This window comes from Halorubellus salinus (assembly GCF_020567525.1).
Classification (GTDB): domain Archaea; phylum Halobacteriota; class Halobacteria; order Halobacteriales; family Natrialbaceae; genus Halorubellus; species Halorubellus salinus.
In genome coordinates, this window is record NZ_JAJCVI010000007.1 from 124,133 (window position 1) to 151,016 (window position 26,884).

A 26,884-nucleotide genomic window follows, 5' to 3' on the forward strand; every position below is an offset into this window, starting at 1 on the left:
CGCTCGGATTGCGGTGGAACAGTCGTCACACGCCGCTGAGATTTCAGCTGAACGTGGAAGCGCGTCAGTTTGTTGCGCTTCGCGTATCCTCCATGTCCAGATGGGTTGTGAACCAGCTTTGGATGAGTTCAGATAGCACGGCGGCGAACGCAGTTTCGTCGCTCCAGATCGCAGTCTCCACGGGGAGGCCAGGGATTCGTTCGTTCCCGAGGACGCTCAAGAGGAGACGGTGGTTGTCGACAGTGAGTGCACGGCCAGATTGCTTGCGCGCCGGCCGGAGGCGCTCTGGAAACCGAACGGTCCGAACCTGCGGCTGGAACGCATCAAAGTCTGCGTCGCGGCTGACAAACGTGACTTCGATACCTTCGCTCGCACAGTCATTCAACACCTCACTGGTCTCGGCCGTAAGTTCGTTCGCGCCACAGGCGTAGAGCAAATTCGATTCGGCGTTAGACGCAAGGCCGCGAACTCGTGACTCTATCTGCTCGGTGCCTTTGACCGTCCAGATCTCTTCTTGTTGATCGGCAGCGTCGTCGCGTTCGCGCTTGACACGTTCGAGGTACCGGAACGCATCCGATTGGTGCGCTTCGAACCGCGATTGCAGGTACGTCTGTGCCGTGTCGAGATCGGTGGGTCGGTACCGTATCGGACTCGACTGGTGGACTTCGACGAGACCACGTTCTTCGAGGTTCTCCGCGGCGCCGTAGACCTGTGAGCGCGGGACATCCGCGATGCGGCTGATGTCTCTCGCAGACCCAGTATCGAGCTTCTGGAGCGCGATGAATACCTTCGCCTCGTAGGACGTGAGTCCGAGGTATTCGAGCGCCTCAACCGCATCACGTTCGTCCATATCAGTCCTCCGCGGGCACCTCACCCGCACTTGGGGTCGCTGCCATCGCCGTGGCGTCGTCGGGGGCGACGTACCGCGTCCAGACGACGAGGAGGCTCGGAAGGACGAGCACGCTCGCGAGGAACGCGTAGATGATGGTGATTCCAGTGATGATGCCGAACTGCTGGAGTGGTGGGAGGATGGCGAACGCGAGGACGCCAAAGCCACCGACGGTCGTCGCTGCACTGCCGAGCAGTGCGCCGCCGGTTCCGGTGACGGCGGTCCGCATCGCCTCCCACTTCGAGTCGGCGCGTTCCAGTTCCTGATTGTAGCGCTCGCTGAGGTGGATGCTGTATGCGACCCCGAGCCCGACGGTCAGGCTCGTGATCATCCCGGTCAGGATGTTGAAGGGGATGCCGAGCAAGTACATCGTCCCCAGGATCCAGCTGACGCTGAAGATGACGGGGAGGATGGTAACGAGCCCGAGTGTCGCGCTGCCTTCTGCGATCCGGTAGGTGATCATGAGGAACGCGACGACGGCGACGAGCGTGATGAGCAGGCTCTCGATGACCGTCTGCAGCAGGTTGTCTTGGACGATCTTGAACAGGATCGTCTGGCCGGTCGCAGTCGCTTGGAGGCCTGCACCGTCGATGGTGCCGGCGACCGACCGCATCTGTTCGGTGACGGCCGTGCTTGACGCGCCACCGTTCATGGAGATGACGAGGCGCGCAGCGGCGTAGTCGCCGTCTTCGGTCCGGTGGATGACGCCTGCGGCTTCGTCAGGTGCGATCTCGAACAGTTCGGCGTACACGGCGTCGACGTTCTGGTCGGGAACGTCGTCACCGTCGGTGTCCGCCTCTTGGAACGTCGCGTTGAACGTTTCGTTCTCCGCAGCGACTGTTTCCATGACCGAGAGCGGTCCCTCGATGCTCGGTTCGCCGTTCGAGAGCTTCTGGACCGCGTTCTTCTCCGCGGCGGCGTCGCGAGCCTCTGAGAGCTTGCGTAACGAGTCGGGTGTCGCAACGTCACCTTGGACGAGCAGTTGGGCTTGCGAGTCCTCGCGGAGGAAGTTCTGATTGACGTATTCCAGGTTGTCTTTGGCCGTGTAGTCGCTGGGTGCGAACGGCTCCGGGAGGTCCTTCGTGAACTCCGGTGGGTCCTGTGCGAGGAAGTCCTCCTGGTTGAAGCTCGTGTCGACCTGCGTGGCGCCGTACGCACCGCCGGCGCTCACGAGGAGCGCGACGACGATGACGGCGTACGGGGCTCTGCGTGCGAGGGTCGAGCCGACGGCGAGGACGCTACTGAAGCGTCCGCCGCCGGTACCGAACGCGGTCTTCTTGCGGTCCACGTCGAAGCGTCCCTCGAGGAACTCGTCGATCTCGACCTTGAGCGCTGGGACGAGCCCGCCGAAGACGAGCATCGCCGCGGAGATGCCGACGGCGCTCACGATCCCGAAGTCCTTGATCGGTGGGATGGGACTGGTGAGGTTCGCGAGGAATCCGATGACGGTCGTCGCGGTGACGAACAGGAGGGCGACGCCGACGCCGACGAGTCCGACGCGCATCGCGCCCCGGACGTCACTCTCTGTGTGGCGGTTGTTGCGCTCCTCGCGGTGGCGCATGAAGATGTGTATCGCGTAGTCGATACTCAACCCGATGAGGAGTACCGGGACTGCGATCATCATCTGGTTGAACGCGATGCCGGCCCAGCCCATGAACCCGAACGTCCAGACGAGGACGGCGCCGATGCCGAACACGCCCAGGAGGATGTCGATGAGGTCGCGGTACGCGATGGCGAGTGCGACGACGACGAACAGGAGTGCGAGCGGGCCGACGATAGCGAGGCTGTCGGCCATCGACCGGTTGATCTCGTCGGAGATGATGCCGGCGCCGAAGACGAGGACGTCGGTGCCGCCGCCGAGGTCGTTCGTGATGGACTGCATCGCCAGCTGAGCGTCGGTGATTGCTTCCGGCGCAGTGCCGGTAGCACCGCCGCCACCCGAGGCGTGCGTGACGATGAGCATCGTCGCGTTCGCGTTCGAGCTGCCGGGGTCGTAGCTGGTGGGCATGAACGCGAATGCGGCGCCGCTGCCGCCGCTGTCGGCGCCGAGAACGAGCGAAAGGGTATCGTCGATCTCGCTCTGGTTCATCGAGCGAAGTTGCTCGAGTTGCGTGTCGAGACTCGGGTTCGATTCCGCTTCGAGCTCGGCCTGGAGGTCGGCGAGTTCTTGGCCGAGTTCCTTGAGTTCAGTCCCTTTGGCTTCGAGTTCCTCGCCGCGGTCCTCGAGTTCAGTGGCGCGTTGCTGGAGTGTGGCGAAGTCTTCGGCGAGGACGCCCTGTGTGCCTTGCCGGTAGGCGGCCTCGGCGTCGTCGCGCGAAGTGGCGTTGCGGAGCTGTTGGGCAGCAGCTTCGAACGTGGTGTAGTCGTCGGTAATGTTGACGGTCGTGTTCGCCTCCACCTGCTCGAACTGCGTGCGGATGTCCGCGTTCGGGTTCGCGCGCACTGTGTCGAGAGCGCCCCGGAGTAGGCCGGTGGTCTCGTTCAGTGTGGCACTCCGTTCTTGGAGTGTCGCCTGTTGTTGCTTGAGAGCGGCCGATTCCTCGGTGACGGTCGCGTTCAGGCGTTCGAATTTGACCGCCTTCTGTTGGAGCTCGGCGCCGATCTCGCTCTGGATGGCGGCCGTCGCGACGATGTTGGAGATGCCGACGACGGAGTTGTTCTCGGTGAGTGTGCTCCCGACTGTATCATTGGCTTGGAGCCGTTGTTCCAGTTCGATGATGTCGACGAGCGTAGCCTTGTCGAGGACGTTGTCGTCCTTGATGATGAGTTGTGTGCTCGTCGTGTTGTCTGAGCCGGTCGAGAAGTTCGATTCGATGTAGGAGAGCTTCTTCGATTCCTCGGATTCGCTCTGGAATTGGTCGAGCGAACTGGATTGGTCTATACCGGTGGCACCGGCGCCGACTGCGACGGTCAGGACCAGCATCAGCGCGATAACGATTCGCGAGTGCTCGGTTACCGTCTCGAAGAGGGGGTCAAGCCGACCCATGTTGGTGCCTCCGTGTTCTCTCTGGTGGTGTCATGGTGGTACTCACAGTTCGTCGGTGCTGACTAAACGTTCAGTCTATATAACCGTGGCGTTTGGCACCGTCACTGTCTTCGAGAAAGCTCGAAGAAAGCATCGAACAGGGGGGATTCGATGTTTGGTGCCCCTGAAACGCCGTCTAAGACACCGACCCGTCTCCAGATTCGACCAGTCTTCGGCGGTCGACGGGGAGACACGTACCCCATCCACCCCGGCACCCTACTGAACGTACAGTCAGCACTTGAGCGTTTTGGCTCGCCAGCGGACACGCCGAGACGACACTCACTCCACTATGCCCGCCGCGTCACCGTCCATCGACGTCACTGCACGCTCGAGCGCGTCCGGCCCTGCGCCACCGACCAACCCCCCGATACGTGCAGCCACTGCACACGAACACCCACTCCCACGAACGAACACGGACACAGCCTCCGCCTCATCGACCACACCCGACGGCACCGCGAGCACCGGCTCAGAGGCACTATCGTCGGCCTCCCGACACGCGTTTCGAGACGCTACCTCCCGCCCCATCGTCCGCACTGCGGACAACACACCCTCACAACTCGCTGAACCCCCCAACAACAACTGATAGCCGCGAGCGTGCAACCAATCACACCAGAGGACCAACTCCGTCACAGCACCCTCATCATCCGCTCCCTCGGAACGGCTAAGAACGGTGGCTAACGCCTGCCCCTGTCGGTCCAACGCTTCGACGGCGACCCCAGTCTTGACCGCCACCACCGGCGGTTCACTTCCTGCCTCCTGACCTCCCGCGCCGTCCTGCATCGCCTCGAAGATCAGCGACGCAACCAGAGATGGCACCCCCACATCACTCGTACCAAACCCCGGCTCGAGGTCAGACGGTCGCTCCATCCCACCGGGCCCATTCAGGCGCGACGCCGTCGCCCGAGCAAGCGTCGCCGCGCGTGCCGCCACCAGGGTCGCTGGCGACTCGAACTCAGTCATCGCCTGCCACCTGCCCAGTCGATGGTTCTGAGACCACGTTGCTCGTCCATGTCCCACGCGAGAACCACGCAACTGCAGCCAGCATCGACAGGACGTTCGACGCCGCAATCGCCCACCACACCCCGCTCGCACCCATCCCGAGGACTTCCTGGAAGACGTACGCCAGCGGAAGCCGGAACACCCACAACGAAAGGATGGCGAACGTCATCGCCAACCGCGTGCTCCCGCTCCCACGGAACGCACCCTGAACGACCTGAAAGACGCCGATGAACAGGAACGTCGGCCCGATGATGCGGAGGTAGTCCGCGCCGAGGGCGACGACGTCCGGCGCGTCCGCAATGAAGACGCTCGTGATCGGTCCCGCGAACGCGTACGCGACCACGCCGACGAGCGCGAGCACTCCCGCAACGATAGCCGAACTGTACAGCACCGCTTTCCGGGCGCGGCCAGCCTGCTGTGTCCCGAGGTTCTGCCCGACGACTGTCTCCGTGCCACGCGCCAACCCAAGGGCCGGGAGGAACACGAGCGAATTGATGCGGTTCCCGATGCCGAGCGCTGCGACCGCGTCGTCGCCCGCGAACGCCACGAGCGCCGTCAATACCGTGATACCGAGCGCGCGCGTCGACTGCTCGACGCTCGCCGGCGCGCCGAGCGAGACGATGCGCTTGACCATCGACCAGTCGAGGACGACGTCGGACACCGACAGGTGAATCCCGACCTTCCCGGAGAACAGCCACACGAACCCGAGGATGGCACCCAGCCCACGGGAAACGACCGTCGCGATGGCGGCCCCCTGAACGCCGAATCCATCGAACCCAGTGAGAGCGTACAGCGACGACTGCAAGCTATCGAGGCCGAGCCACGAGAGCAGGACGTTCTCCTGGAAGCCGAGAATGAGGAACGGGTCCAGTACGACGTTCAAGGCGACACCGACGGCCATCAGGTACAGCGGGGTTCGGGTATCGCCCCAGCCCTGAAGCAGCGCCTGGAAGATGAAGAACCCGAACATGAACAGCACGCCGATGAATATCGTCCGGGTGTACTCGACGGAGAGCTGGTACTCGACGCTACCCGGTGTCGCACCGACGAGGTCGACCAGCCACGGCGAGAGGACGTATCCGAGCGCCGAGAACGCGAGTGCGACGACCGTAACGAAGGCGATGGTCTGGCCGGCGACGTAGTTCACTCGGTCGTCGTTCCCTGCGCCCTTGTTCTGGGCGACGAGGACCGTGCCAGCGACCGTGAACCCGCCAGCGACGGAGATCATGAGGAAGACGAGCGGCCACGAGTACGAGAGTGCGGACACTGCTTCCTGGCCGAGTCGCCCGACCCAGAACGTGTCCGCGAGGTTGTACCCGACCTGGAGGAGTTGGCTCAGGACGATGGGGAGCGACAGCACCAGAAGCGGTTTCAGGAGGTCACCGTCGGTGAGGTTGACGTCTCGCGTACTCATCCCCGGGCCTCGTGGGTGGCGAGGTCGTCGAGGGTTGCATGAATCATCTCGCGGACGGGGTCGACGACGTCGTGGTCGGCGGTGTAGCGTTCTAGCATCGCGCCGTTTAGTGACGACAACAGCCAAGTTGCCGCACGCTCGGGGTCGATGTCGTCCTGGATGCGGCTGGTCTCGATGCCGTCCGTGATTTCGGTCGCGATGCGGTCGCGGAGGGCGGCGTCGATGCGCGTGAACTCCGCGCGGTACTCGGGGGTACCGATGGCTTGCGCCCGGAGTTGGATGATAGTGCGTTGGGCGTCCTGCATGTCGTCATCGACGTCGACGGCGAGGTACACGTCGACGATGCGACGGATGGTTGCGAGCGGGTCGGCTTCGTCGATGTCGTCGAGGGAGGCGAGGAAGCGGTCGCCGGCGAACTCGAGGAAGGCAGCGATGAGTTCGTCCTTGGAGCTGTAGTGATAGTAGAGTAAGGACTTGCTCTTGTCGAACTCTTCGGCGATGTGCGCGATGGTGAGGTCGGTGTAGCCGTATTCGCGGAGGGCGCGGTAGGTCGCCTCCATAATCTGGGTCTGGGGGCTCGCGTCCTCTGCATCGTTTGTTTCCTCAGACATCGTCGTGTCCTCGGGCGGTCTGGTGGGTGTCGAAGTCTGCTAGGTCAGTTGTACACCAGTGACAGAACTCGAGGTCGGGGTCGAGGGGTTTTCCACAGTGCGGGCAGTCGACGGCGTCGTCGGGCTCGTCAACGGGCTTCGGGTCCGTGGTGTAGTCGTCCTGTGGTGTCTTGTTCGCTGGTTGGGATTCGTCGGCGCCGAGCGAACTGTGGAGGCGGTTGGTCAGTTTGGCGATGAGGTAGGCGTCGGCGACGCTCAGGGCGATGACGGTCAGCGAGGGGAGGAATGGTTCGATTGGGACGCTGTTGCCCGTGGTGGCGGTTCTGAGTGCTGTTTCGGGAACGTAGATGACAGTAACGGCGGTGGTGAGGGCGAGCCAGCCGAGGGCGCGGAGCCAGCGGCGCAGGTAGAGGTGGCCGGCGCCGGTGGCGACGACGCCGAGGAGCGCTGCGAGCCAGGGGCGTCTGGTTGATGAACGTTCGACCATGTTGCTGAATAAACGTTCAGTCAGTATAAGTCCTGTGACCCGACGCCCATCACTATCCAGCAGCCAAAGCCAGCTGTCGACCCAAGCTAAACACACTCCTAAACTCCTAAAACCGTTCCAGAGCCGCGATACTGCCACCTCCGTCAACACCGACCAGAAGTTCTGAAAGCCAACCGGCTCCACAGGCAAACCTACCCGCCAATCTTACCCACCAGCACCGTTCCACTCACCGGCCACCGTGGGGATCGAGATAAATGTGAAAGTCCGAAACCGGTTACCCATCCCGGTCTCGATGACGCCGCCCCGCGAAATCAGTCACGAGTACTTGAAGAGGGTCGCCTCCAGATAGGATTCGATATAGCCGCGGTTCTCGTGGAGCACTGACGGGTCGTCGACAGTCACACCACGCTCTATCGCTCCATACGCTGTCGAGTACACGAACTCCGCCACCTCACGCGAGTTCACCGCTCGGAACACGTCCTCCTCGATACCCCACTCGATCGCTTCCACGAGCAACGACACGACCAGCTCGTCCGACCGCTCGAACTGCTCGCGGTACGAATCGTGATACGGCGCCTGTGCGCGCAACTCCAACAACGCTCGAAGGAACGTGAACCGCTCGTCCTCGAGATCACTCGGCAGCAACAGATCTACGATCTCGAGGAGGTGTGACTTCGGGTCCTCGCCGTCTGAGGCCGCCAGCTCCGACTCAAGCTGGTCGAGGAGGTACTCGAGGAAGTCGCCGAGCAGCTCCTCCTTGTCCTCGTAGTGATAGTAGATCAGGGACTTGCTCTTGTCGAACTCGTCGGCGATCTTCGAGATCGTCGTCGCGGAGTACCCGTGCTGGAACAGGGCCCGATACGTCGCCAGCATGATTTCGTCCGTCGTCTCCGCATCGTCACTCGACTCGCTCATTGGTTGGTGATAAACGGACACCGTAGTAAACCGTTGTCCCTCCCCGATGCTCCCCTCTCACCGACAAACGCGAGAGGGGCACGGGGCGAGTAAGCGTGTCGTGGGCGATTCCCGGGGTCAGAGTGTGCGCTGGAGTCCTGAAGCTTCTCGATGCGGGCTTCGGTGCTCGGGTGGGTGCTGAACAGGCGGCCGATCGTCTCGCGCTTGAGTGGCTGGATGAAGAACGCATTCATCTCGACGCGTTCGCGCGCATCTCGTGTCGGCACCGCGTCCATACGGGTCTCGATGCGTTGTGAACACCGCGAGCAGATTCCACAGCGTGTCACACGGCCCCGCTGTGATGACCGTCGAGCGCGCGCCGCAATCGCGACTGAGTCGCCCCCGGCTGGAGGATGACGACGTTCTGCGTGCCGAGCGCGACGACGAGTCGAACCCAGTGCGCGTCCGTGGGGGTCACGGCCCCTCTCGGGAGCGGACCGTCAGGCGCTTTCCGATTTCCCCGAAGTTTCATACCTCGCCCGCCGGAACGTAACAAGATAATGACTGGTGTGTACGCGGCGAAACTCGGTGACGAGGTCGACCATCTCCACCCACGCGTGCGCGACCGATACGCGCTCGCGTCGACAGACGATTCCGTCTGCGTCGGTCGCGGCGAGATGGACATTACTCGTGGCACGCTCGTCCTCCCCGGACTGTACGCGATGCCCCACTGGAATCTGCTGTTTCCCGAACGCGGCGAGGCGGTCCCGTTCACGGTGACGACGGCCGGCGTCGAGGTGGCGGGCCGCGAGGCGCTCATCACCCAGCGCGCGTTCACCTTCGAGTCGACGACCCGACGGTTCGACTCGCTGACCGTCTACGACGACGACCGCGACCGACTGTTCGATTTCCTCGGACGCGGCGGCCACATCGTGAGCGAACTGCACCCGCACGTCGAGTCCGGAGAACTCGTCATCGAGGGCGGCAAGCAGTGGGCGCGGGTCGCCGGCCGGTATCTCCCACTCGCCGGGCCGATGGCCGCCACCGTCGAGGTGCGGGACAACTTCCTCGACACCGACGATCGCTTTCGCGTCCGGGCGACGGTGACGAACCCGCTCGTCGGCGAGATCCTCGGCTACCGCGGGAAGTTCACCCAGGAGACCGACCATCGGGATACGGAGTCGCTTCGGCCGGGCGCGACGCCGACGACGCTCCCCGGATGAACACAGGCGCGAGTGCAGCCGCCGGCGCGATCGTCTGGGTTGTCGCGTTCGTGGCCGGCCTGCTCGGCCCGATCGAGCGTGCGGTCGCGCTCGCGGCGCTCGTCGTCGTCCCGCTCGGACTCTCCGCAGTAGGGGAGTTCGACGGGCACCCCGACCGGTTTCGTCGGCTGGCTATCACCCTCCAGCCTCTCGGCGCACTCGCGGTGCTCGCATCGGTGACCGTCCTCGACGGGCCGCCTGCGGCGCTCGCGGCGGCCTGTTGGCTTCCGGTGACGCTCTCACTCGGGGTTGCGGGCGCGACCCGGACGCTCGATGCACGCACTCGCGGCTTCGCGCCGCTCGCCGAACGGGTTGTCGACGTCGGGCTCGCGTATCTGAGCGTCGCAGCCGTCGCACTCGTCATGTTCCACCTCGACCTCACGCTCTGGTTCGCGCCGGTCATCATCCTGCTCACGTTCGTTCACTTCAGCTTCGCGGGATTCGCGCTGGCTGTCGTGACGGGGCTGTCCGGCCGGGTCGCGCCCGGCAGCTGGTATCGCCCGCTCGCGCTGGTCGTGCTCGGAGGACCCGCACTCATCGGCATCGGCATCTCGTTTTCGCCGCTCGTGGAGGTACTCGCGGTCGGGGTGTTCACCCTCGGCGTGACGCTACTCGCTGGCTATCTGCTCGTCCGGGTGGTGCCGACGCGGCCACGCCGGCAGGCGGTGCTGCTCGCGGTGTCGGCGCTCGCACTCCCGGGGTCGATGGTGTTGGCCCTCGGCTACGGGCTGGCCGCCTACACCGGGTCCAGCCCGCTCGGACTGCCCATCGGGCAGATGGTCGCGATTCACGGCTCGCTCAACGCCTTCGGCTTCGCCGTCTGCGGGCTCGTCGGCTGGCGACTCGCTCGTCCCGCGGCGAGCCAAACACGTTAGCTCGCGTGCGGGAACTACCGCTACAATCTCTGGGCGGTGGGCGTCACTGATCGGCACAGCTTCGACCACAGCCACGTCGACCCGACGTTCGGCGATCGAACCGAGCCGTTCGTGGCACGCCCGATGCAGATGCCTTCAGCCCACACGATCTCGAACGCCTTCTCACCGCACGGAACGTCACCGCCGTATCCGTCGTCCTACCGCACCGATTCCGATTCGGAGCCCTGACGGTACCGCTGTACCGAGTGTTCAACCTGATTCCAGCGTCCCGAAGCGCCGCGTCAAGGGCAACATATTAGGGCTCGCTTGTATAAGCTATTGCTGATATGGTAGAGGATGCGATTACCGATGGGGCCACGGGAGGGGCCGAGACCTGCTGCACACCGCCAGGAGACGTCGACTCGGACGCGATGGCGACGGACCTCCAGGTACTGACTGCGATGGGCAACGACACGCGATACGAACTGCTTCGCCGCATCTCGAACGCCGACGACGGCGTCTGCGTCTGCGATCTCGAAGCCGCAGTCGGCGTCAGTCAGAGCGCCGTCAGCCAAGCGCTCTCGCGCTTATACGCCGCAGGACTCGTCACGCGCCGCAAAGAGGGATCCTGGCGGTACTACGAACCGACCGAAACGACCGCGGCCCTCCTCGAAACCCTCGACGATCTGCGAGGCGCGCATGAGTAACGACACTGACACGGTGGCCGGTGACCGTGACCCCGAGGAGACCCGCAAGCTGGTGCGCGAACGCTACGGGACCATCGCTTCGGACGGTCAGAACTGCTGTGGCGACGTCGGCATCGATACCGCCGACGACGAGGGGTGCTGTGACGGCACCGCGGACGCGACCGGGAGCGAACGGCTCGGGTACGACGCCGACGACGTCGCGTCGGTCGCCGAGGGCGCAGACCTCGGACTCGGATGTGGAAATCCGAAGGCGTTCGCCGAGATGACGCCCGGCGAGACGGTGCTCGACCTCGGCTCGGGTGCGGGCTTCGACTGCTTCCTCGCTGCAGCGGAGGTCGGCCCGGACGGGAACGTCATCGGCGTCGACATGACACCGGAGATGGTCTCGAAAGCAAGGGAGAACGTTGCGAAGAACGACGCCGACAACGTCGAGTTTCGCCTCGGCGAGATCAGCCATCTCCCCGTTGCAGACGCGACCATCGACGTCGTCATCTCGAACTGCGTCGTCAACCTCGCACCCGAAAAACGACGGGTGTTCGACGACGCCTACCGTGTTCTCAAGCCCGGTGGTCGCGTCGCCATCTCGGACGTCGTCCAGACCGCCCCGTTCCCCGACGACGTCAAGATGGACCCGGACTCGCTGACTGGCTGTGTCGCCGGTGCGTCAACTGTCGACGCGCTCGAAGCAGCGCTCGACAGTGCTGGCTTCGAAGCGATCGAGATAGCCCCCAAGGACGAGAGCACCGAGTCCATCAGCGACTGGGACGCTGACCGAGACCTCGATGACTACCTCGTTTCTGCCACCATCGAGGCCCGGAAACCAGCGCACGCCAACTGACGAATCGACAGGTTTGGACCGTTCTACCCACTCGACCGCCTCGAACGAGTACGTGACCAGGGGTCTCCGGCTATTCGACCCAAAACTAGCCTCTCCCCCGAAACTCTGTGAGAATCAGACGCACGCATTCTGTATAGCGCTATGTGATTTATGCCTCACTCTGGGGAACCTCGACAGAATTTCGTGTGTGCAACTGACTGGCCTCGTCAGTAACACACACGAAATGGTAGACGTGTGTGAAAGAACGCTGAATCGGCAAAAAACACCATTCTCAAAATCGCTCACCGGGAGCAAAACCCGCTCTACTTCAGTTCCAGCCTCAAGATTCCGCACAGGCGCGAGGATCACCCGCTTCGGACGCGATGACCTAGGCCGAAACCGGCCACAGAGCAATCCAACGAGAAGCGTGGACCGCCGATCACACCCGTGAATCGGGGTGAGCGGCCTGCGATACTTCGGCCCAACCGTCTCGTTCTCCAGGACGGTTGACAGACGCAACCCACACACTGATTATGCAGGGGATAATATTATCGCGGACATAATGATTGACAGGGACGCCGAGACGGACTGGCTCCGCTCGCACCTCGCCACCGACACCGAGTGCCTCCTCGTCCTCTACGGTCGCCGACGCGTCGGGAAGACCACCCTCGTCACAAGCATCCTCGACGAACTCGACACGCCATCGTTCTATTACCTCTGCGACGAGCGTGGCACCACCCAGAACGCCCGCCGCTTCGCAGAACAGTGCGCCGACACGCTCGACGACATCCCACCCGACGTCGACAGCTTCCTCGACGCCTTCGAGTACCTCAAACGACGCCTCGACGGCCGTGCTGTCGTCGCACTCGACGAGTTCTCCTACCTCGTCGACGACGACGACAGTATCCCCTCCGTCTTCCAGACCATCGCCGACGACACCATCGAGGACACCGGCATCTCGCTCGTCCTCCTCGGCTCCTCCATCTCCATGATGGAAGAAGGCGTCCTCAGCTACGAGAGCCCCCTCTACGGTCGCCGGACAGGCCAATGGCGGATGGAACCCATGACGCTCGGGGACGCCACCGGCTTCTTCCCCGACTACACCGCCACCGAACTCGTCGAGGCCTACAGCATCCTCGGCGGAATCCCAGCGTACCTCGAACAGTTCGACCGCACCCAATCGCTTCTCGAGAACATCGAGCGATTCGTGCTCTCGAAAGGCGCCTTCCTGTACGAGGAACCCGAGTTCCTCCTCCGGCAGGAACTCCGCGAGCCCCCGACCTATATGGCCATCCTGGAAGCCATCGCCGGGGGAGCGACGCGGGTGAGCGAGATCGGAAACGAGATCGGCCGGGACGCCAGTTCTCTCTCACGGTACCTCCAGAACCTCACGCGGCTCGCACTCGTCGAACGCGAGACGCCCGTCACCGACCCCGACGGCCGCGGCGTCTACCGCATCACCGACCAGTTCCTCCGCTTCTGGTTCCGGTACGTCCTCCCGAACCGCGCAACACTCGAACAGGGTCACACCGACCCCGTGCTGGATGCGATCGAGGAGACGCTCCCGGAACACACCAGCTGGACGTTCGAAACCGTCTGCCGGCAAGCCACCCGAACACCAGCGTTCCCAGTCTCCTGCTCGCGCGTGGGGCGCTGGTGGTACGGCGGCGACGAGATCGACGTCGCAGGCATCGACGAGCAGAGCGAGACGCTCCTGCTCGGCGAATGTAAATGGACAACGGACGTCGTGGGACGAGGCCTCCTCGAGGACGTCGAAGCACTGGAAGGGGAGGTCCGCTGGCACGGCAACGACCGGTCAGTCGAGTATGCATTGTTCGCCCGCGCGGGCTTCACCGACCCGCTCGAGGAACTCGCGGCCGACCGGGAGGACCTCTGGTTGTTCACGCCGACGGACGTCCTCGAAGTCTTCGAGTCGAACCCCGACCAGTGACGTCACTCGACACCGAACCACCGGATACCCGTCCGTAACAACCACAAAATACTATAGTACCCGATAAGATAGCGTAGCCATCCAGGTTCCTGGCCGTGACCGCCATCGAAGGCATCCAAGCGTCGACTGCTGATGCAACCTGACGTGACTGGCGATCTCGACCACGCTACCGCCCATACCTGATTCATCCATGCCTCGAGAGAACGCGGCTACGACACGCTCGGATGCACCGCCAACCCGCCGCTGGACCGACCAGGACCGAAGCGACATGCAGCAGTACTTCTGGCGGCACATCGCCACCGACGCCGGCGCCGACGGTATCGACGTCGAGAGCGAGAAGCCCACCTACAGTTGGCTCTCGGAACATGGCTATCGGCCGTTCGTCGCCGCCCTCCGTCGCCATCACGACGTGACATTCGGCGAGTTCTGGAGCGAGCACATCGCGCCAGGGGCCGACGCGGACGCGTACGACTGGAGTACGAGCGATAAGCGAACGGTCGATGCTCTCGAGCACTTCCTCGACCGGCGAGCCAGTCGCTACAACCTCTCCGAGAGCAGCGTCGACACACTCCGATACCGGCTCAATACGTACCTCCGTGCCTTCCAGCACGCGAACGACCACGCCCGTCTCCTCGACGCCGTCGCGCGAGACGCCGAGACGCCCGCCTACGAGGCCGCCGACGAGGTCTTCGCCGCCATCGACCACCTCAACGAAGCCACCGACAAGAGGGACACCACCATCAAGCGGGTTGCGGACATCGTCGAGGCGTTCTACTCGCATCTCGTCTCCCGGCAGGTCGCCGCCACCAACCCCGCCGCCGGCCTCGACGACGAGTTCAAGTGGGACACCACCACCGACGGCGACACCCCCGCACTCACCACCGAGCACGTCCAAGCGCTCACGGACGCCGCCAACTCGCCGGACGAGCAGTTGCTCGTCGTCGCACTCGCCGCCTGGGGGCTCCGCGCGAACGAGGTCGCCAGCCTGCACGCGAGCCAGCTCGACCGCGAAACCGACGACGTGCCGCGTATCGAGTTCGACGACCGCAAGAACGGCCCCGGTTCGGTCAGCATCCTCTACGGGCTAGACGTCCTCGACGACCGCCTCGCCGCATTGAGCGACAGATCAGCGTGGAACGGCTACCTCTTCCCATCGAAACAGGAGAGCGCGGAGCACGTCTCGCGCCAGACGGTGTGGCGGCGCTTCCACGACCTCACTGACCGCGCGGGGCTTCCCGAGCGCATCGACGGCGAACGCCCGTCGCCCCAGCTGTGTCGACGGTTCTGGTACGACCGCTACTCGGAAACGTTACAGGACATCATCACCGGCCTCGAAGACATCGCCGCCGAACAAGGCAGCAGCGACCCCCAGGTAGTGCTCAAGAACTACCTCTCCGACGACCGCGCCCGCAAGCTTCGTCGAGAATCGATGCGCGAGAAGCTCGCCGACGCGTTCGGGACGTCGCGAGCAAAATCCGATTCCAGATGCACTTGACAGCTCGATGAAAACCCCGTCTCACAGATGGAACTGCCACACACGGGAACTGCAATCATCAACGCAACCCCACCTTCGACCAAACTCATACGCGAACAACTAGACGCTTGCCTTCGAATCCATAACGAGTTTTGATATCTTATCAGCCTCGAAGGCCCGTGTGAGCGTAGCCGATTACTAGCTTCCCATGGGTCGTTTCAGGTGTTACTGAACATCTCGCTGTCGAAGCTCTGGAGGATTGCCTGCAGTTCGTCTTCCTCGGTCTCGATGTCCTGGTCTTCGGCGACGGACTTGACATAATTCGCCAGTGCGTCCGTCGGGTCGCCGGCGACGTCACCGAACTCTTCTTCGAACACTTGGAGTCCACCGGCGGCGTATTGAGCGAGAACCTCGGCGTGGACGCTGGGATCTGCCATCGCGGAAGGGTCGTTCCTGGCCTGGAACGCCAGCGCTGCTACGATTGCGTGATATCGACTGTCGTTGTGGAAGCGGTCGATGCCGATCGAGCCTCTCGTCCCGTCGTCCTCGCTGCCGAGGTAGTCTTCGGTCTCTCGGCGGCCCTCTCTGTACCCGAGGACTGCCATGAAGACCAGGACGTCGTAGTAGTATTCGAAGATCTCGTAGCGGTCCGTCAGTTCGTCGTAGACGTAGAGATATCCGAGTCCTTCGGTGTGCATGTAGGCGACGAGACAGGGGCCGACGAACGACAGCGGTTCGTGCTGTCTGAACAGGGCTGTTGCGGTCGCGAGCGCGTCTGTGCCAAGGAAGTCGACGTGGACGCGTGCGTGTTCCTCGATGCGACCGAGTAGATCGACGTCGGCGTCCTGGTCGAAGAATATGCATCCTCCCACTCACCGTCGACGGCGACCGCGTCACCTCAAAATACAAAGGCCCAGTCAACCCAGAGTAACAGTCCGCCCTCGACGTCACTCGAGAGAGAGTCTGCGAGCAGGCCCATCCTCCGAATAGACTGGTCGGTGCGGTCGTGTCCACACTGTATCGCCAGGAGAGTGTGGTGTGGTGTCGTGTGATGGGTGGGGTCCTCCGAGGGTGCCGCCGCGTTGTGGCGGGGTGTTAGTGGGTGGTGGGCATGAGTTCCTCGCAGGTGCCGACGATGACTGCGGGCGAACGCAGTAGTGACCTGGTCATGACCCGTCATCGACCACGTCACGGCGAGGGTCGCCCCGGTCCCTGGCACTGGCACCGCCACAGTGCCCACGCCACCGCACGGGCTCGATAGCAGGTGCCTCGAGGCGTGTCGTCATCATGTTCGGATTGGGAATCGATGTACGAACTGCGGTCACGTTGCCGACCGGCTACAACTCGCGTAGGATTCAGCGTTCGCCTCGATTCGGGGGTGGCTTACAGCGGACCAGGGTTCCTGCCGTGAGCGCGGCGCGTTCGTCGCCCCCGAAGCCTGGGTCGTGGGTTCAGTTCGGCCAGTCGGGCGTGCGGCCCTCGTAGTCGAGCACGAACAGGACCTCGTCGATTCGGTCCTCGGTGAACTGACCGCAGTTGCGCACACCTGGCCCCACAGAAGGCGTACTGCTCGGGGGGAACCACGGCGTCAGTCGTGGAGGTCGACCCTGGGGTCGTAGAGGAGGTACGCGATGTCTTGAACGAAGTTGGCGAGGACGCCGGTCAGGACCGTCAGGACGACGAGTGCGAGGACGAGGGGAAGGTCCTGTGCGAGGATGGCTTCGATCGTCAGTTCGCCGATGCCGGGGACGCCGAAGATGTACTCGACGACGAACACGGATAGCACCAGCATCCCGAGCATGTCCGTGAAGAAGACTGTCAGGAGGGGGATGGCCGTGTGTCGGAAGATGTGTCGGCCCACCTGCCAGCTTCCGGCGCCCTTGGCGCGGGCGACGCGGACGAAGTCGGCCGAGGCGTACTGTTCGAGGATGTCGCCGGCGTAACGGAGCTGGATGGCGGCGAGGAACAGCGCCATCACGGGCGTCGGCCAGAGCGCGGCCTTGAGGTTCCGCGCCGAGAACGCGCCTTCGGCGCGGTCGTAGATGCGGATCGTGTCGAACACCTCGAAGAACGGGACGAGGAGGGTTTCGCGCATCGCGAGCGCCAGGAGGAACACCGGGATGCTCACGGCGACGATTGCTACGGCCGTGACGTACGAGTCGAGGGTCGTTCCTTCACGACCGATGGTGTAGACTCTGGTGGCGACACCGACGACGACGGCGAACACCAGTGCTGGAACGAGGTACGCGACAGTGTACGAGAGGTGGCCGAGGACCGTTCCGAGGATCGGGTCGTCCCAGATGGTCACCAGCCACGCGAGCCAGTCGACGTACTGGGCGAGCAAGGGGTCCGACGGTGACGCAGGTACCTGCTCGCTGGCGAGCAGTCCCTCGGTGAACGGCGTGAGGACGATGTAGGCGAACACGAGGGTGAACGCCGCCCACACCGTCAGTGCAAGCCCTGCGCTCCGGCGGAGCAGGTACGCCACTCGGCTCATGTCGCGGTCACGCAGCGCTTGCCCGACTGGGCCGGTCCGGGCCGGCCCAGTCCAGTTCCGTGGATGCTGACCGAGGCAGGCGGCCGAATGGCTCGCTCGGATGCTGACTGGAGGAGGGGCCCGTCAGCCGGGGCAACGTTTACTTGAGGTGGGGACGCTTTGTGACACATCACTACGGTCACATCCCAAACGCTAGCCACTTAATCCTTCCAGAACACCCCCCGCCTCCGCCACACTCAATTCAGCCCTCATGAGTCCGCCAGCATCAGAGCAGTCGGAATCAGTCAGTCAGACACAGCGGTTCCAGGACGTCGATTGGCAGCAAGCCTCCCGGCGCCAGCGGTGGCCATCGACTCGAACGATCGCGTTCCTCCTCGGACTCGGTGTGCTCGCCGGTGGCTTCTACTACGAGCACGTCACCGGACACTCGCTGCCGCTGGTCGCGAACGTGGAACCCCTGGACTGGCTGTTCGCCGCGTCGCTACTCGCCATCGCCACGTTCGTCGTGGCCCCTCTGATATCGTCTCCCAAGACGGCGCGGCGGTACTGGCAGCGGCTCCGCCGAAGCCCCACGGGCCTGTTGAGTCTGACGTTCGTCCTCGCGTTCGGTGCCGTGGGCATCCTCGCCCCGGTCATCGTGTCCGAACCCCAGGGCATCGCCTTCGACCAGGCGAGCCAGCCACCACTCGGAGCGGCCATCGACACCATCCACCTGTTCACTCCAGACTCCTGCCTCGGGCCGGTCACCAACGGGCGCTGTCACGGGACGCTCCAGTATCCGTTCGGAACCACCGGCACCGGGAAGGACCTGCTCCCGTTCCTCGTACTCGGCGCGCACACGGCTCTCCTGGTTGCCGTCGTCTCGGCCAGCCTCATGGTCCCGATCGGTATCGGCGTCGGCCTGCTCGCGGCCTACAGCGACGGCCGGACCGACGAGGTCCTGATGCGTATCGCGGGAGTGTCACAGACACTGCCGGCCGTCATCGTGTACCTCCTGTTCTGGTGGTGGAACGGCGAATACCGGCTTCTCGCGTTGATACTCGTGTTCGGCGTGACGAACTGGGGTGGACTCGCCCGGCTCGTTCGCAACGAAGCGCTCCAGCTCCAGGAGCGGCCGTTCGTGAAAGCCGCGCGAGCGACCGGCGCCACCAGACTGGACGTGATGCGCCAGCACCTCCTCCCGAACATCGCCCAACCAGTCATCACGAGCGTGACACTCCAGCTCCCGATGCTCATCGTGACCGAAGCGGCGCTCTCGTTCATCGTCCTCCAGTCGCCGTTCGACGGCGAGACGGTGACGCTCGGCGACCCCTCCGTGGTCTCCTGGGGCCAGACCATCAACCTCGGCACCGCGAGAGGCGGCGTGGCACCGGAATGGTGGGTCGCAGCCATCCCCGGCGTCTTGCTCGTCCTGACGATGCTCGCCTTCGCCATCCTCGGCCGTACGCTCGGCGACACCATCGACCCCAAAGCCGAGAACTGAGAGCGCCTTCGACGGCGACGAACACACGGAAGCCACCTCAGGTCTCTGGATGTAGCGGTGCGTGCACGTGGCGACGGAGTCCAGTCGCGACAGTGTGCCTGTGATGGTCGATCGCTTTCGAACGGTCGGGGCGGTGTCCACGACGAGACGTGACCGTAACTGCTCGCGAACAGTCTGGCATTCTGGTCACGCCGGGACGTCCCTGCCTGTGACCGGTCTCCGTTCGAAGAATGTGGTGGCGTATTCGCGACTGCCACAGCCCGTCCCGGGTCGTCACGTCCCGGATTCGACTTCGTCCTCGGTACGTCTCTCTTGCCGACAGTGGTTGGGCAGCGCATCGATGACAGCTGGCAGGGCCCGTTCGAGACGGCTGCCAGATACTCTCTGGCGGAACAGCAACCAGTCACTGGACTCTTCGGACAGGTGGCGGTTGATACCAGATGAGCTACGAAGTCTCCTGGCGCGGAACGGCGAGCAAACGCGCGCACGGCGACGCCGTGTGTGCGCGAAGCCGGTGGCTCCTGATAGCGGGTCGTTCCTGGAGGGACGGCGCGGCACTGTCTCAGGTCGCGAGACGACGGACGGGGATACAACCGGATCGACGTCGCACGTCCTGACATCGATGCTCTCGGATTCGAGCGACGGCGTGCAAGCCAGTGGCCTCGAGCGGTTCCTGGGGCCGCTGGTCAGCTCGCGGTCGTACCGTAACCTGGTCTTCCTGCTGGTCCGACTCCCACTCGGTATCGCGTACTTCACGACGTTCTTCACCGGGCTCGTCCTCGGCGTGGTGCTGACGCCGCTCGGCGTCGGCGTCCCGTTCCTCGGTGTCGTGATCGGGTTCACTGACTACGCCGCCCGGTTCGAAGCGACCGTCAGCAACTGGCTGCTCGACACGGACCTCACGTACGTCCCGATCCACGACCCTCACGAGGAGCCGCTGGTACCGTACGTGAAGTCGACGCTCACCGAGCCACGGTCCTACCTGCTCGTCGCGTACTTCCTCGTCTCACTACCCGTCGCCATCGGCACGTTCACGTTCGTCCTGACCGCGTTCACGATAGGAGTCGTGCTGCTGCTGGCACCGGTCGCGGCGGTGACGCCTGACGTCGAGTACACGGTCCCCGACCCTGCACTGACTGGCAGCACCATCGCGGTCGATACCCTCCCCGAGGGACTGGCGCTGTCAGTCGTCGGGCTCGCGTCGCTGGTCGTCGGCGTCCACGTCGCGAACGCCATCGCCGCCGCACACGCCGGGGGCACCGCCGCCGTCCTGCGGGCGGTCTGAGCGACCGCCCGCGAACCGGCCCGCGACGCGGTCGACGCACGCAGGAACTCACCGTTTCGCGAGCCCGTCCCTGCGGCACTGTTTCAGGGTGTGAGACCGTCGAACCCTGTTTAGGGCCCTCTCGAGCGTACGTGTTCGCGTATCAATGGCAGCGATCGAGATACGAGACTTGACGAAGCGATTCGGCGACGTGACGGCGGTCGACGGACTGGACCTGACCGTCGAGTCTGGCGAAGTGTTCGGGTTCTTGGGGCCTAACGGCGCCGGGAAGTCGACGACGATCAACGTCCTGTTGGACTTCGTCGCACCGACGACGGGCAGCGCGTCGATGCTGGGATTGGACGTCGCGGACGACCGCACGGAACTCCATCGACGGATCGGTGTCGTCCCCGAGAACTACGGGCTCTACGACCGACTGAGTGGACGACGGCACGTCGAACTCGCCGTCGACCTGAAGGACGCGTCCGACGACCCGGACGCGCTGCTCGACCGCGTCGGCCTGTCGCCGGCGGACCGGGACCGTCCCGCGGGCGAGTACTCGACTGGGATGAGTCAACGACTCGCGCTCGCGGTGGCGCTGGTCGGGTCGCCGGAGCTGCTCATCCTCGACGAACCGACCGGTGGCCTCGACCCGAACGGCGCCCGCGAACTGCGGGAACTCATCGTGGCCGAGAACGACCGCGGGGCGACCGTGTTCTTCTCGAGCCACATCCTCGAGCAGGTCGAAGCCGTCGCCGACCGCGTCGGTATCCTGCAAGACGGACGGCTGGCCGCCGTGGACAGTATCGAGCACCTCCGGCAGAACCTCGACGGTGGGGCGAGAGTCTCACTCCGCGTGGACCGCGAACCGGAGCGCGTTCCGAGCGACCTCCCGAACGTTCGCGACGTCGACGTCGGCGACGGCGTCGTCGAGGGAACGTGCCTGGAACCGGACGCGAAGCTCGCGTTCATCGACCGCGTCCGCGAGGCGGCGACCGTCACCGACGTGCGAATCGAGGAATCCTCGCTCGAGGACATGTTCGCCAGCTACACCGCCGAGGACGTCGACGCAGAGCGTGCCGAACCAGCAGCGTCAGCGGAGGGCCAGCCGTGAGCGTCCGCACCGTCGCCCGGAAGGACCTCGCCGACGCCGGCCGCTCGAAGTCGCTGTGGGCGGTCACCCTGCTGGTGCTGTTCGTGACCGCTGGCATCACGGCGCTCGTCGGCACGACGAGCGACGAGTCCACCGTTCAGGTGTTCCAGCTCGCGTTCCAGCTCGCGGTCCTGACGCTCCCGATCGTCGCGCTCGTCCTCGCGAAGGGCGCGATCACGGGCGAGCGCGAGTCGGGGTCGCTCCGCGTGCTCCTGAGCCTGCCGCCGTCCCGATACGACGTCCTCCTGGGGAAGTTCCTCGGTCGGACCGCGCTGATGCTCGTCGCCACGCTCGTCGGTGGGGTCGCGACCGCCATGGTCGTCGTCACGACCCTCGGGGGTGGCGTCGAACTGCTGGTGCCGTTCGTCGGGTCGCTCGGACTGATGACCGTGGCGTTCGTCGCGGTCGGCGTCGGCATCTCGGCCGCGAGCGCGACCGACGGCCGCGCCAACGCCTTCGCCGTGGGCGCGTACATGCTCCTCGTCGCGCTCTGGAACCTCGTCCAGGCCGGCATCCGGGCTGGGGCCACGGAACTCGGTCTGGTCGAAGCCGGGAGTCAGCCGGCGTGGCTGGAGTTCCTCGGCGTGTTCCCGCCGAACCGTGCCGCGGTCGCCGCCTACGAGTCCGCGGTCGCCGGCGGCCGGGTCTTCGCCGCCGACCCGTTCGCGTCCGTGTGGTTCCCGGTCGCCATCCTGTTCGCCTGGATCGTCGTCCCGGTCGCGTTCGGGTACCTCCGCTTCCGCGACGCCGACATCGCGTGAACCGGCCCGGTAGCCAACGCGCTGGTCGGTCCGGTCGGAGCTCGCCGTCGTCCCGCTGTCGGCGTCGTTCCCCTCACTCAGACCGGGGTCGGGAGACACGAGACGTCGTCCTAGATGGTACGAGCCGTCGAACGAACGCCGGCTGTGACTGTCGCGCACCGGGTACGCGACGTTCGCTGGTCGTCTCACGGGCAGTAGCGGGCGACTCGGAGCGATGAAGGATGGCGTGGGTTGGCGTGGAATCTCCGGGGTGAGTGTCGTCGATGGGTTGTGGAGGGGTTGTCGGATTCACTCCCGTCGTAAACGGCGGGCTTCTCTCCTCGTCGAAAGATAGTCAGTCGCCTGCGGCGGCGGCCGTGTCGGCCATGTGGTTGTTGACGGCTTGACGGACGGCGTCGAGGTCGTCGGCGGCGCTCGCGACGAGGACGAGCGACTCGTGCACGGGCCCGTAGACGCTCATCTCGACGCCCTTCTGGGAGTACAGTTCGTCGACGACCGCAACGAGGTCCGCCTCGGTCAGACGCTTGAGGTGATAGTTCGCGTTCTGGAGGGACGTGTCGACGCGCTCGGCGAGCTCGGACTGGGTCGCCGGGCGACGGTGGAGTTCGGCGAGGAGCGACCGCGCGGTCTCCGACGTGAGCGCCGAGAAGACGTCGCCCGAGGTCTCGTCCTCGAGCCCGACGACGGTCGCCTCGTCGGTGTCGCCGTCGCCGCGCAGCTCCCGCGACTGTAGGTCACGGATGTCTCGTCTCACGGCCCTACTCCCTCCTCCGGGACTGGGCGCCGTCGCTGTCTCGCCGCGACGGACGGACTCGCGTGCGCTGCTGGCGGTGGCTCACGCGCTCACCTCCACGGTCAGACCGTCGCCGTCGAACCCGATCTCCGCGCTGTCGACGGCCAGATGGAAGCGCTTGCGGTGGTGGCCGCCCTCCCGGATCCGCATCGAGCTCTCGACGAGGCCCGCGGATTCGAGCCTGTCGAGCCGACGGTAGACGGTCGGCCGAGAGATACTCAGTTCCTCGACGAGATCCGCGGCGGGACGCGGTCCGTCGGCGAGCACGCGCAGCACGTTCCGCGCGTGGTCGTCGCCGAGGAGCGAGAGCAGTTCCGTCGGCTCGACCGTCGGCTCCTGGCTCCGCGCCCGAGGGGTCCGCCGCGTCCTCGTGCCCTGGGTCTCGCGGCTGCCGGTCGGCGTGTCTGGACTGCGCGACGAGTCTGCTGATGACATACAACGTCCTCGTGTCGGGTGAGCCCTGTAGGGCGACGCTATCAATCGGGACCCGACTCCAGGGAACCCTCTAGCTATCGGCATTCGGGGGGTCAGGTCGACGCAAGCAGGCGCCGTCCGTCGACTGGCTCCGGGAGCGCCGCTGGCGGTGGTGCCGTGAACTGGCGGTCGACGCTCTGGACGCGTCAGGTCGAGTATCGAGGCGAATGCGACGAGCGCCCGGTCGCGAGAGCCGATCGCGTCGGGGCACGCACCGTCAGCCGTCGTCCGCCGGGGACCGCCCGTGGTCGCGCTCGAAGTAGGCGTCGACCAGTTTCCGCTGGGCTCGACGCAGGTGGTAGAGCATCGTCGATCCCGCGATGTCGAGGCTCTCCGCCACCTCCGCCGACGAGCTCTCGCGCGGCGACGTGAAGTACTCCGACAGGTGCGCGGTCCGCAGAACCGTTCGCTGTCTGTCGGTCAGGCGCTCGTCGAGGTCGTCGCGGAACGCCTCCACCGATTCCGCGTCACGCGTTCGCTCGGCCTTCGACAGTAACGTCGTGTCGGCAACGGTGTCGTCGACGGCTTCCACCAGTCGCCGGACGTCGGCGTCCGGCGGGGCTTCGGCGACGATGCGTGCCGAACCCGGAGTGTAGTCCGCCGTCTCGACCGTCGCCCCCCACGCGACGAGCGTCGCGACCGGTGTCCCTCCCTCGACGGTCGCCTGCAGTAGCGGGTCGTCTCCGGAGCGGATCCATCGGACGTCGGAGACGCCCTCGCAGGCCGCAAGCGTCGCCTTCACCTCGTCGGTCGCGCCGTCGGTGCCGAGATAGCAGACCACGGCGGCTTCGTCGCGCGGAACCGCGCCCTCGAGGGTGAGGTGACAGTCGACCTCTCGCGTGACGCGAACGAACGGGACCGTCTCGTCGTCGACTTCGAGCGTCACCTCGGTGACGGTGTCGGCGACCAACAGGTCCTCCTGCCGGATCGCTCGGATCGCGAACCCGGCGACGCTCCCGAGAGTCTCGAGGGCGGCCCGTTCGTGCTCGTCGAACCCGTCCTCGCGCCCGGAGTAGACGGACACGACGCCGTAGACGGTTCCCTGGTGGGCGAGCGGGACCGCGAGACACGACTGGAGGCCTTCGCCGAATGCCGCCCGGCGAACCGGCCGCGGGATCGTCGCGTCCTCGGCGATGGCCCGGATGTGCCGCGTCGTGCCGGCCGCGACAGCCGCTTGCCCCGGGAGCGTCGTTCCGGCGTCGGCCGCTGCGGAACCAGCGCCGCCCGGCTCCGTCCCGGTTACTGCGTCACCCCCAAGGGCACCCTCGATGTCTCCTCGAAGGTCCGACGGGCCGCCCGCGGACGCGAGCACTCGCAGGCGGTCGGCGGGGAAGTCCCGCTCGCCGACCCAGGCGAACCGGTAGAGGTCCGTCCCGCCGAGGTGCTCGCAGACCGTCCGGCCGACGTCCACGCGACTCGACGCGCCGATGACCTGCTCGACGACCGCCGACACCAGCGACCCGATCCCCTGGACGCGCTCGAGTCGCTGCTCGAGGCGGTCGACCCGTCGTTCCGTCTCCTGCGCTGGCGTGCGGTCGCGGACGTACACGAGGACGCGGTCGTCCTCGCCGACGGTGACGTCGACCGCGAGCCAGCGGTCGATCCGCGGATAGTACTCCTCGAACGACCGCGCGGTCGGCGTTCCATCTTCGAACGCCGCCGGGAGTTTCGGACTGGCCGCCCGGGGGAAGCGCTCCCGGATGTCGGTCCCCCGCATCGCCTCCCTAGTCGTTTCGAGCGTCTCCGCGACCGTCTCGTTGAGGGCTTCGACGCGCCCGTCCGCCGTCGTCTCGATGACCCCGATCGGGGCCTGACGCAGTGTGTCGTCCATGACTCTCAGCTGCTCGAGGAGTGCCTCGCCGATCCGGTGGGACGCGGGTCAGTCACCGTCGGCCCCCGACTCGAACTCGAATCGGGCGCCGTCACCGGCGCTGGTTGCGACGCTGACGCCCCAGTCGTGCGCCGCGGCGATCCGTTCCACGATGGTCAACCCGAGGCCGGTCCCGTCCCCGTTCCGGTCCGACGAATAGCCCGGGTCGAACACGCGCTCGCGCTCGCTGTCGGGGATGCCGACGCCGTCGTCGGCCACGAAGAAGCCACCGTCGGTCCCTCCGACCCGAACTCGAAGTGACTGGTCGCTCTCGCCCGTCACGTCGCCTTCGCTCACACCCGTTCGCTCGTCGGTGGGGCGAGCGTGCTCGACGCTGTTCCTGAAGACGTTCTCGAACAGGCGCTGCAGGCGGTCCGGGTCGGCGTCGATCGTCGGCAGGTCCGACGCGACCGAGAGGTCGGCGTCGCCCGTCTCAACGGTTGCCCACGCCTTCATAGCGACGCGCTCGGTGTCCACGTCGGTATCGACGGCGAGTGCGTTCTCGCCGCGGGCGAGCGTCAGGACGTCCCGGATGATCCGCTCCATCCTGTCGTGTGACCGCCTGACGGCGTCGAAGTGCTCCTCGCTCCCGGTCTCGCGGGCCGCCCGGAGGTGCGCGTTCGCGACGTCGAGGGGGTTCCGGAGGTCGTGACTGACGACGCTCGCGATGCGGTCGGCCGCGACGCCGTCGGTTGATTCGACTCCCGACTCGGTGAGGAGCACGTACGCGTCGACCGTCTCGTCGGACGACCCTTCGTCCCACGTTCGGAGGCGGTACGCGTCCGAGCCGGCGCTGTCCGCGAACTTGGAGTCCAACTCGACGATGGCGTCTACCGCCTCCCCGTCAGCGAGCGCCGCAGTCAGTTCGTCGCCATCGACGCCTTCGCTCCCTTCCGCGGGCCGAAGCCACTGCGCGAGGCTCCGTCCCGTCGGGTCGGCGTCGAACGCCGCGTCGAACGCGTCGTTCGTCGCCGCGACCAACGGGTCGCCGTCCCGAACGGCGTACCCGACGGCCGGGATCGGGAGCGTGTCGACCGGAGTCGTCGTCGGACCGCCCGCGCAGGAATCGTCTCCAGCCATGGCTATCACGCGCGGCCCTCTCGTACCAGATTCCCCCTCGAGTGAACCGGTCGCCGCCCGTCCGGGACTGGACGACACGCCGACCAGCGCGTTGTCGCTTCGTTCACGTTTCCACCGTAGTCCTC

At 65.3% G+C, this 26,884-nt stretch carries 23 protein-coding genes and 2 pseudogenes; 10 read left to right on the top strand and 15 right to left on the bottom strand.

Translation table 11 applies throughout. The features are described from left to right. Positions 1-64 precede the first annotated feature (64 nt). From LI336_RS18620 to LI336_RS20265, 9 genes and pseudogenes are all read right to left on the bottom strand, one after another. Positions 65-850: a TrmB family transcriptional regulator gene (locus LI336_RS18620; RefSeq protein ID WP_227134672.1), complete on the bottom strand. Its 786-nt coding sequence runs from the start codon at positions 848-850 to the stop codon at positions 65-67. 1 nt (position 851) lies between these two features. Next, complete coding sequence (locus LI336_RS18625) at positions 852-3,875, bottom strand: MMPL family transporter (RefSeq protein WP_227134673.1); 3,024 nt, start codon at positions 3,873-3,875, stop codon at positions 852-854. Positions 3,876-4,193: 318 nt separating this feature from the next. Beyond that, positions 4,194-4,874 carry a hypothetical protein gene (locus tag LI336_RS18630; protein ID WP_227134674.1) on the bottom strand — a complete coding sequence of 227 codons (681 nt, stop codon included), beginning with the start codon at positions 4,872-4,874 and terminating at the stop codon, positions 4,194-4,196. Continuing rightward, entirely contained in the window at positions 4,867-6,327 is a 1,461-nt protein-coding gene (locus LI336_RS18635) for an MATE family efflux transporter (RefSeq protein ID WP_227134675.1), read from the bottom strand. The genes LI336_RS18630 and LI336_RS18635 overlap by 8 nt, the downstream gene beginning before the upstream one ends. Beyond that, positions 6,324-6,938, bottom strand: coding sequence for a TetR/AcrR family transcriptional regulator (locus LI336_RS18640; protein WP_227134676.1), 615 nt, complete (start codon positions 6,936-6,938; stop codon positions 6,324-6,326). Before LI336_RS18640 ends, LI336_RS18635 begins: the two co-directional genes overlap by 4 nt. Further along, on the bottom strand, positions 6,931-7,425 hold the full coding sequence (locus LI336_RS18645; protein WP_227134677.1) for a zinc ribbon domain-containing protein: 495 nt from the start codon (positions 7,423-7,425) through the stop codon (positions 6,931-6,933). Before LI336_RS18645 ends, LI336_RS18640 begins: the two co-directional genes overlap by 8 nt. 315 nt (positions 7,426-7,740) lie before the next feature. Beyond that, positions 7,741-8,340 carry a TetR/AcrR family transcriptional regulator gene (locus LI336_RS18650; protein ID WP_227134678.1) on the bottom strand — a complete coding sequence of 200 codons (600 nt, stop codon included), beginning with the start codon at positions 8,338-8,340 and terminating at the stop codon, positions 7,741-7,743. Positions 8,341-8,474: 134 nt separating this feature from the next. Further along, positions 8,475-8,630 (bottom strand): annotated as a pseudogene (locus tag LI336_RS20455) (zinc metalloprotease HtpX); the annotation flags it as partial. 32 nt (positions 8,631-8,662) lie between these two features. Next, on the bottom strand, positions 8,663-8,797 hold the full coding sequence (locus LI336_RS20265; RefSeq protein ID WP_264475550.1) for a hypothetical protein: 135 nt from the start codon (positions 8,795-8,797) through the stop codon (positions 8,663-8,665). A gap of 82 nt (positions 8,798-8,879) precedes the next feature. Here LI336_RS20265 and LI336_RS18655 point away from each other — a divergent pair, with 82 nt between their 5' ends. The 6 genes from LI336_RS18655 to LI336_RS18680 all read left to right on the top strand — a co-directional run bounded on the left by LI336_RS18655 (position 8,880) and on the right by LI336_RS18680 (position 15,405). After that, positions 8,880-9,542: a DUF4166 domain-containing protein gene (locus tag LI336_RS18655; protein WP_227134679.1), complete on the top strand. Its 663-nt coding sequence runs from the start codon at positions 8,880-8,882 to the stop codon at positions 9,540-9,542. Further along, positions 9,539-10,456 (top strand): YndJ family protein, encoded by a 918-nt coding sequence (locus LI336_RS18660; protein ID WP_227134680.1) that lies wholly within the window; start codon positions 9,539-9,541, stop codon positions 10,454-10,456. The genes LI336_RS18655 and LI336_RS18660 overlap by 4 nt, the downstream gene beginning before the upstream one ends. 326 nt (positions 10,457-10,782) lie before the next feature. Then, positions 10,783-11,142, top strand: a complete 360-nt coding sequence (locus LI336_RS18665) for an ArsR/SmtB family transcription factor (protein WP_227134681.1) — start codon at positions 10,783-10,785, stop codon at positions 11,140-11,142. Further along, positions 11,135-11,980, top strand: coding sequence for an arsenite methyltransferase (locus LI336_RS18670; protein ID WP_227134682.1), 846 nt, complete (start codon positions 11,135-11,137; stop codon positions 11,978-11,980). Before LI336_RS18665 ends, LI336_RS18670 begins: the two co-directional genes overlap by 8 nt. Before the next feature lie 541 nt (positions 11,981-12,521). Further along, on the top strand, positions 12,522-13,910 hold the full coding sequence (locus LI336_RS18675; RefSeq protein WP_227134683.1) for an ATP-binding protein: 1,389 nt from the start codon (positions 12,522-12,524) through the stop codon (positions 13,908-13,910). 190 nt (positions 13,911-14,100) lie between these two features. Further along, complete coding sequence (locus LI336_RS18680; RefSeq protein WP_497007376.1) at positions 14,101-15,405, top strand: tyrosine-type recombinase/integrase; 1,305 nt, start codon at positions 14,101-14,103, stop codon at positions 15,403-15,405. Positions 15,406-15,602: 197 nt separating this feature from the next. On the opposite strand, the pseudogene LI336_RS20575 reads toward LI336_RS18680, so the two are convergent. Together LI336_RS20575 and LI336_RS18690 are read right to left on the bottom strand one after the other, a co-directional pair. Next, positions 15,603-16,229: pseudogene (locus LI336_RS20575) on the bottom strand (DNA phosphorothioation-associated 4-like protein); the annotation flags it as partial. 743 nt (positions 16,230-16,972) lie between these two features. After that, entirely contained in the window at positions 16,973-17,881 is a 909-nt protein-coding gene (locus LI336_RS18690) for an ABC transporter permease (RefSeq protein ID WP_227134686.1), read from the bottom strand. A gap of 250 nt (positions 17,882-18,131) precedes the next feature. Here LI336_RS18690 and LI336_RS18695 point away from each other — a divergent pair, with 250 nt between their 5' ends. From LI336_RS18695 to LI336_RS18710, 4 genes are all read left to right on the top strand, one after another. Next, the gene (locus LI336_RS18695) at positions 18,132-19,364 is read left to right on the top strand and encodes an ABC transporter permease (protein WP_227134687.1); all 1,233 of its coding nucleotides are present in this window, start codon (positions 18,132-18,134) and stop codon (positions 19,362-19,364) included. Positions 19,365-19,986: 622 nt separating this feature from the next. Next, a complete protein-coding gene (locus tag LI336_RS18700; protein ID WP_227134688.1) occupies positions 19,987-20,649 on the top strand; it encodes a sensor domain-containing protein in 663 nt (220 codons plus the stop codon). Between the two features lie 145 nt (positions 20,650-20,794). Beyond that, entirely contained in the window at positions 20,795-21,742 is a 948-nt protein-coding gene (locus LI336_RS18705) for an ABC transporter ATP-binding protein (protein ID WP_368408400.1), read from the top strand. Beyond that, positions 21,739-22,542, top strand: a complete 804-nt coding sequence (locus tag LI336_RS18710; RefSeq protein WP_227134690.1) for an ABC transporter permease subunit — start codon at positions 21,739-21,741, stop codon at positions 22,540-22,542. The genes LI336_RS18705 and LI336_RS18710 overlap by 4 nt, the downstream gene beginning before the upstream one ends. A gap of 334 nt (positions 22,543-22,876) precedes the next feature. Here LI336_RS18710 and LI336_RS18715 read toward each other — a convergent pair whose 3' ends face one another. The 4 genes from LI336_RS18715 to LI336_RS18730 form a co-directional block, all read right to left on the bottom strand. Next, positions 22,877-23,296, bottom strand: coding sequence for an ArsR/SmtB family transcription factor (locus LI336_RS18715; protein WP_227134691.1), 420 nt, complete (start codon positions 23,294-23,296; stop codon positions 22,877-22,879). 81 nt (positions 23,297-23,377) lie between these two features. Beyond that, entirely contained in the window at positions 23,378-23,770 is a 393-nt protein-coding gene (locus LI336_RS18720; RefSeq protein WP_227134692.1) for an ArsR/SmtB family transcription factor, read from the bottom strand. A 256-nt stretch (positions 23,771-24,026) separates the two neighbouring features. Further along, entirely contained in the window at positions 24,027-25,640 is a 1,614-nt protein-coding gene (locus LI336_RS18725; protein ID WP_227134693.1) for a bacterio-opsin activator domain-containing protein, read from the bottom strand. A 48-nt stretch (positions 25,641-25,688) separates the two neighbouring features. Beyond that, positions 25,689-26,759, bottom strand: a complete 1,071-nt coding sequence (locus LI336_RS18730; protein WP_227134694.1) for a sensor histidine kinase — start codon at positions 26,757-26,759, stop codon at positions 25,689-25,691. Between the last annotated feature and the right edge of the window lie 125 nt (positions 26,760-26,884).

Bases quoted from the DNA above. Each gene is read 5' to 3' on its own strand.
- LI336_RS18690 (WP_227134686.1), bottom strand. From the start codon at position 17,881: ATGAGCCGAGTGGCGTACCTGCTCCGCCGGAGCGCAGGGCTTGCACTG.
- LI336_RS18665 (WP_227134681.1), top strand. From the start codon at position 10,783: ATGGTAGAGGATGCGATTACCGATGGGGCCACGGGAGGGGCCGAGACC.
- LI336_RS18620 (WP_227134672.1), bottom strand. From the start codon at position 850: ATGGACGAACGTGATGCGGTTGAGGCGCTCGAATACCTCGGACTCACG.
- LI336_RS18625 (WP_227134673.1), bottom strand. From the start codon at position 3,875: ATGGGTCGGCTTGACCCCCTCTTCGAGACGGTAACCGAGCACTCGCGA.
- LI336_RS18695 (WP_227134687.1), top strand. From the start codon at position 18,132: ATGAGTCCGCCAGCATCAGAGCAGTCGGAATCAGTCAGTCAGACACAG.
- LI336_RS18650 (WP_227134678.1), bottom strand. From the start codon at position 8,340: ATGAGCGAGTCGAGTGACGATGCGGAGACGACGGACGAAATCATGCTG.
- LI336_RS18700 (WP_227134688.1), top strand. From the start codon at position 19,987: ATGCTCTCGGATTCGAGCGACGGCGTGCAAGCCAGTGGCCTCGAGCGG.
- LI336_RS18675 (WP_227134683.1), top strand. From the start codon at position 12,522: ATGATTGACAGGGACGCCGAGACGGACTGGCTCCGCTCGCACCTCGCC.
- LI336_RS18660 (WP_227134680.1), top strand. From the start codon at position 9,539: ATGAACACAGGCGCGAGTGCAGCCGCCGGCGCGATCGTCTGGGTTGTC.
- LI336_RS18725 (WP_227134693.1), bottom strand. From the start codon at position 25,640: ATGGACGACACACTGCGTCAGGCCCCGATCGGGGTCATCGAGACGACG.
- LI336_RS18720 (WP_227134692.1), bottom strand. From the start codon at position 23,770: ATGTCATCAGCAGACTCGTCGCGCAGTCCAGACACGCCGACCGGCAGC.
- LI336_RS18680 (WP_497007376.1), top strand. From the start codon at position 14,101: ATGCCTCGAGAGAACGCGGCTACGACACGCTCGGATGCACCGCCAACC.
- LI336_RS18645 (WP_227134677.1), bottom strand. From the start codon at position 7,425: ATGGTCGAACGTTCATCAACCAGACGCCCCTGGCTCGCAGCGCTCCTC.
- LI336_RS18730 (WP_227134694.1), bottom strand. From the start codon at position 26,759: ATGGCTGGAGACGATTCCTGCGCGGGCGGTCCGACGACGACTCCGGTC.
- LI336_RS18655 (WP_227134679.1), top strand. From the start codon at position 8,880: ATGACTGGTGTGTACGCGGCGAAACTCGGTGACGAGGTCGACCATCTC.
- LI336_RS18670 (WP_227134682.1), top strand. From the start codon at position 11,135: ATGAGTAACGACACTGACACGGTGGCCGGTGACCGTGACCCCGAGGAG.
- LI336_RS18630 (WP_227134674.1), bottom strand. From the start codon at position 4,874: ATGACTGAGTTCGAGTCGCCAGCGACCCTGGTGGCGGCACGCGCGGCG.
- LI336_RS18705 (WP_368408400.1), top strand. From the start codon at position 20,795: ATGGCAGCGATCGAGATACGAGACTTGACGAAGCGATTCGGCGACGTG.
- LI336_RS18640 (WP_227134676.1), bottom strand. From the start codon at position 6,938: ATGTCTGAGGAAACAAACGATGCAGAGGACGCGAGCCCCCAGACCCAG.
- LI336_RS18635 (WP_227134675.1), bottom strand. From the start codon at position 6,327: ATGAGTACGCGAGACGTCAACCTCACCGACGGTGACCTCCTGAAACCG.